We start from the raw sequence: 5,234 nt of genomic DNA on the forward strand, positions 1-5,234 counted from the left end.
GGCCCGCATCACCCCGGGCTGTGCGGGCCTGTACACCGACGAGCAGGCCGCCGCGTGGAAACGGGTGGTCGACTTCGTCCACGGCGACACCGAGGCCAGGATCGGCATCCAATTGGGACACTCGGGCCGCAAGGGCTCCACCAAGCTGATGTGGGACGGCATCGACGAGCCGCTGCCCCAGGGGAACTGGCCGATCGCGGCGCCCTCGGCGCTGCCCTATCGCGCCGACAGCCAGACCCCCCGCGAACTGTCCACTGCCGACCTCGCCGCGATTCGCGGGGAGTTCGCCGCCTCCGCCCGCCGCGCCCGCGACTGCGGATTCGACCTGCTCGAGCTGCACTGCGCGCACGGCTACCTGTTGTCCAGCTTCATCTCCCCGCTCACCAACCATCGCACCGACGCCTACGGCGGCGGCCTCGACAACCGCCTGCGCTTCCCGCTGGAGGTGTTGGAGTCCGTTCGCGCGCAATGGGACGGGCCGATGACGGTGCGGATCTCCGCCACCGACTGGCACGACGGCGGCGTCACCGGGCCGGAGTCCGTGGACATCGCCCGCGCCTTCGCCGCCGCCGGGGTCGACGCCATCGACGTGTCCACCGGCCAGGTGGTGTCCGACGAGCGCCCGGCCTACGGCCGCTCCTACCAGACCCCCTACGCCGACCGCATCCGTCACGCGCTGGCGGCCGAGTACCCGGACGTCGCGGTGATCGCGGTGGGGGCCATCTCCTCGGCCGACGACGTCAACTCCATCGTCCTGGCCGGGCGGGCGGACCTGTGCGCGCTGGGCCGCGTTCACCTCTACGATCCACACTGGACGCTACACGCGGCGGCCGATCAGGAATACCCGATGCCGTGGCCGAAACAGTTCGCCCCCGGTTCCCGCAAGCCACCCACGGGCCGCAAGGGCTAGATCGGCATTTGGTACGTGTCGTCGATGACGCCGGTGTGCCACAGCACCAGGACCGCGAAGATCACCAGCAGCACCGCGAAACCCGCGGTCTGGATCAGCGTGCGATGGTTGCGCGGCGCGTGCGCCAGCAAAGCCCCCAGCAGCGCCCCCGACACCAGCCCGCCGACGTGCGCCGTCCAGCTGATGCCCGACACCGTGAAGGTCAGCACCAGGTTCAACACCACGAGGACGTAGATCCCCGAGTTGTCGCGCCCCAGCTTGCGGTTGATCAACACCGCGCCGCCGAAGAGCCCGAAGATGCAGCCCGAGGCGCCCGCGCTGGCGGTCTGCACGCTCGCCGGGTCCAGGGCGAGCATGTAGGTCAGGACGCTGCCGCCCAGCCCGCTCACCAGGTACAGGGCGAGGTATCGGATCGGACCGAGATCCCGCTCCAGATAGCGCCCCAGCACCCACAGGATGTACATGTTGAAGCCGATGTGCAGGATCCCGTAGTGCAGGAACATCGAGGTGAACAGGCGGTAGTACTCGCCCGTCGCCACCCCGTACAGCGTCTGGTCCTGATGCGCGGCAAGCGGAATCAGCGCCCCGAACGAATGCAGCGGCGTCGGCGCCCCGCCGATCAGCACGTTGCCGATGTTCGACAGCGACAGGATCAGGCCGATGAGGAACACCCCGACGTTCACGCCCACCAGGATCTTGGTGACGATGCCCTCGGTGCCGCCGACCCCGCCCATCACGGTGCGGCCCCGCCGCACCGCGCGCTGGCCCTCCTTGACGCATTCGGGGCACTGGAACCCCACCGACGCCTGCGTCATGCAATCCGGGCAAATCGGTCGTTCGCAGCGCACACACGTCACGTACGTCTCTTTGCGCGGATGCCGGTAGCACACCGGCGGCGCCGGATTGTCGGTCATTAACGCGAAATCGTAACGCGCTCCAGGCGCACCTCGTCGACCGGACGATCGCCGCGGGCGGTCTGCACCGAGCCGATTGTGTCGATGACCTTCTGCGACTGCGGGTCGGCCACCTCGCCGAAGATGGTGTGCTTGCCGTTGAGGTGCGGCTGCTTGCCGTCGCCGGTGGTGATGAAGAACTGCGAGCCGTTGGTGCCGGGCCCGGCGTTGGCCATGGCCAGCAGGTACGGGCGGTTGAACTGCAGGTCCGGGTGGATCTCGTCGCCGAACTGGAAGCCGGGGCCGCCGCGGCCGGTGCCGGTCGGGTCGCCGCCCTGGATCATGAAGCCGTCGATGATGCGGTGGAACACGGTGCCGTCGTAATACGGCCCGCTGCCCGGCGCCCCCGTTTCGGGGTCCGTGTAGTCCTTGGTGCCCTCGGCCAGCCCGACAAAATTGGCCACGGTCTTGGGCGCGTGGTTGTCGAGCAGCTGAACGGTCACGTCACCCAGGTTGGTGTGCAAGGTAGCGGTAGTCATGCCGCCCATGGTGCCAGATGCCGCCCGCTCGACCGAAATCACCCGGGTCCGCGGACGGCATTTCGGCACATTTCCACCCCGGCGCGGGCAGTATGTGGTGGTACATCCGTTCATTGGGAGGTGAATGATCGTGAGCTTGTTGCGGCGAAAGTCGAAACATCGCGAGCAGGTCAAGGGAGAGCTCGCCAAGGGGATCGGCCACCTGAGGTCGGCCACGGCGTACGCCGCCGACGGGGCCCGGGAGCGTCTGACCCCGGCCCTGGACAGCGCCCTCGTCAGGGTCGGGCTGCGTAAGAAGCGCCGCCGCCGCTGGCCGTGGGTCGCGGGGTCGATCGTCGTGATCACCGCCGCCGCCGGCACCGCGGGCGTCATCATGATGCGCCGTTCCGCCGCCACCACGGCGGACGACGAACACCTCTTCGCCGAGGATTCACCCGCCGAGGACCTCAGCACCTATGAGGCACCCAAGGAGCAACCCGCCACCGAATCGCGCACCGAAATGGCCAGCGCCAGCGTCGACTGACCGGCTTGAAGCGCGGGTTGCGCAGTCGACGAACGGCACACAATTTCACATGAAGCCGGGTTCACCACGTTTCAGCGGTGAACCCGGTCTTTTCGTGCGGACACATAAAGGGCGCCGGGGGCACGCTCGCTGCGGGGGGGAGTCAGCGAGTGTGCCACCCGGCGCCACATGGGGGGGCGGGGGTAAAGCCTCCGTCGACGCTGTCACGCGTCGCATGTCTGTGATTCTGGTCCGTCAAGTGCACCCTTGCAAAGGTCTGACCGTGGCGGTTGTCCGCCATGTCGTATCTACGCCAAGATTCATATACTCACTAGTAGGTCGATGAATACATTGCGTGGCAACAGGTTACGGACTGATCACAATCTAGTGTCGGCTAACCGACAGTCCTCAATGGCCTGGGCCATGCGCCGCACGCCCTCGTCGATCCGCTCGGGACGGACCGCCGAATACGCCAGCCGCAGACTGTGGTGTCCGCCGTCGATGACGAAGTCGGTGCCCTTCACCACCTGGACGCCGCGCGCCGTGGCCGCCGGCAACAGCTTGTCCACCTCGACGTCCTCGCCGAGATCGACCCACAGGAAGTACCCGCCGTCGGGCACCACGCAGTGCGACTGCGGCAGGTGCTCGCGCAGCGCCGCCGCCAGCGTGTCGGCCCGCTCGGCCAGGGCGTGCTTCACGTTCTTGATCGACTCCTCCAGGGCGCCCGACAGCGCGAACTGGTAGATCGTCGCCTGGGCGAACATGTTGGGAGCGATGTAGGTGTTGGTGGCCTGCTTCGCGATCTTCGCGATCACGTCGGCCGGGCCCACCAGATAGCCCGTGCGCAGACCCGGGCACACCGTCTTGGAGAAGGACGACGCGAAGACCACCCGGTCGTCCGACTCCATCGACAGCATGGTCGGCAGGTTGTCGCCCCGGAAACGGATGTCCAGGTACGGGTCGTCCTCGAAGATCGTGAAGTCGTACTCGTCGGCCAGGGCGACCAGCCGCTGCCGCTTCTCCAGCGACAGCGTGACCCCCGCCGGGTTCTGGAAGTTCGGGATGATGTGCGCCAGCACCGGGCGCAGGCCGCGCTTCAGGGCGGCCTCGACCTCGTCGACGTTGAGGCCGTCGGCCTCCACCGTCACCGGGTGCAGGTCGCCGCGCCGATTGCGCAGCCCCAGCAGCGTCCGGTCGTAGGTGGGGCGCTCCACGATCACCGGGCTGTCCGGCTTCACGTACTGGTCAAACAGGAACGCGTCGGCCTGCATCGAGCCGTTGGTGACGATCACCTGATCGGTGTCCACGTCGTGTTTCGCGGCGATCCACTCGCGCAGCGGCGGGTAGCCCACCGAGGTGCCGTACCCGGCGATGCGCGCCGGGTCGTCCTCGAGGGCCTTGACTGCGGCGGCCTTCAGCCCGTCGATGTCGACGATGTCCAGGCTGGGCGCGCCGCGTGAGAAGGAGATGACATCTTCTGGTGGCATGTCGAAAATGGTAGAGGTCCCGGCCACGCCACCGGCACCCCAGTCATCCGACTGTGTGCTACGCGCCCAGCAACTCGCCCGCCACCTCGAGGAAACGGTCGTCCTGCTCCGGTGTGCCGAAGGACACCCGCACGCCCTCGCCCGGGAACGGCCGCACGATCACGCCGCGCGACTCGCAGTGCTTGGCGAAGGGGAGACTGGCGTCGCCGAGCGGCATCCACAGGAAGTTCGACTGGGTGTCGGGGACGTCGGGGACCAGGCGGCGCACCGCGGTCGTCATGCGTTCCCGCTCGGCGATCGTCAACGCGGCGCGGTGCTGCATCTCGGCGTCGGCCTCCAGGGCGGCCAGCGCGGCGGCCTGGGCGCAGGCGTTCGTCGAGAACGGGGTGACGATCTTGCGGACGGTGTCGGCCACCTCGGGCGAGCCGATCAGGTAACCGGCGCGCAGACCCGCCAGCCCCCACGCCTTGGAGAAGGTGCGCAGCACCACCACGTTGGGGCGGTCGCCGTACTCCTCGAGCGCGTCGGGCACGTCGGGGTCGGTGACGAATTCGCGGTACGCCTCGTCCACCACGATCAGCACGTCGGAGCCGATCGCGTCGACGAAACGGGTCAGCGAGGCACGGTCCACAGTGGTACCGGTCGGGTTGTTCGGGTTGCACACCACCACGATCCGGGTCCGCTCGGTGACGGCCGCCGCCATGGCGTCCAGGTCGTGACCGTGGTCGGCGTCATTGGGCACCCTGACGCTCGTGGCGCCCACCCCGGCCACCACGATCGGGTAGGCCTCGAAGGAACGCCAGGAGTACAGCACCTCGTCGCCCGGGGCGGCGGCCGCCTTCACCACGTGCTCGAACAGCGCCACCGAGCCGCAGCCCGTCGCCACCCGGTCGATGTCCACCT

The 5,234-nt window shown here is 68.3% G+C and carries 6 protein-coding genes; 2 read left to right on the plus strand and 4 right to left on the minus strand.

Annotation, left to right across the window (positions count from 1 at the left end):
• The coding region (locus VE172_RS03550; protein WP_475525401.1) for an oxidoreductase at positions 1-910 on the plus strand (910 nt) is incomplete at its 5' end.
• On the opposite strand, the gene VE172_RS03555 is transcribed toward VE172_RS03550, so the two are convergent.
• Together VE172_RS03555 and VE172_RS03560 are read right to left on the minus strand one after the other, a co-directional pair.
• Complete coding sequence (locus VE172_RS03555; RefSeq protein WP_349258240.1) at positions 907-1,824, minus strand: rhomboid family intramembrane serine protease; 918 nt, start codon at positions 1,822-1,824, stop codon at positions 907-909. The genes VE172_RS03550 and VE172_RS03555 overlap by 4 nt on opposite strands.
• Positions 1,824-2,342: a peptidylprolyl isomerase gene (locus VE172_RS03560; protein WP_324797258.1), complete on the minus strand. Its 519-nt coding sequence runs from the start codon at positions 2,340-2,342 to the stop codon at positions 1,824-1,826. Before VE172_RS03560 ends, VE172_RS03555 begins: the two co-directional genes overlap by 1 nt.
• 130 nt (positions 2,343-2,472) lie before the next feature.
• Between VE172_RS03560 and VE172_RS03565 the strand changes: the two genes are divergently transcribed.
• On the plus strand, positions 2,473-2,865 hold the full coding sequence (locus tag VE172_RS03565) for a hypothetical protein (RefSeq protein WP_324797261.1): 393 nt from the start codon (positions 2,473-2,475) through the stop codon (positions 2,863-2,865).
• Between the two features lie 356 nt (positions 2,866-3,221).
• Here VE172_RS03565 and VE172_RS03570 read toward each other — a convergent pair whose 3' ends face one another.
• Positions 3,222-4,331: an aminotransferase-like domain-containing protein gene (locus tag VE172_RS03570; RefSeq protein ID WP_324797264.1), complete on the minus strand. Its 1,110-nt coding sequence runs from the start codon at positions 4,329-4,331 to the stop codon at positions 3,222-3,224.
• A 58-nt stretch (positions 4,332-4,389) separates the two neighbouring features.
• Positions 4,390-5,234: histidinol-phosphate transaminase (locus tag VE172_RS03575; protein WP_324797267.1), on the minus strand; the 845-nt coding region annotated here is incomplete at its 5' end.

This window comes from Stackebrandtia sp. (assembly GCF_035643755.1).
Classification (GTDB): Bacteria; Actinomycetota; Actinomycetes; order Mycobacteriales; family Micromonosporaceae; genus Stackebrandtia.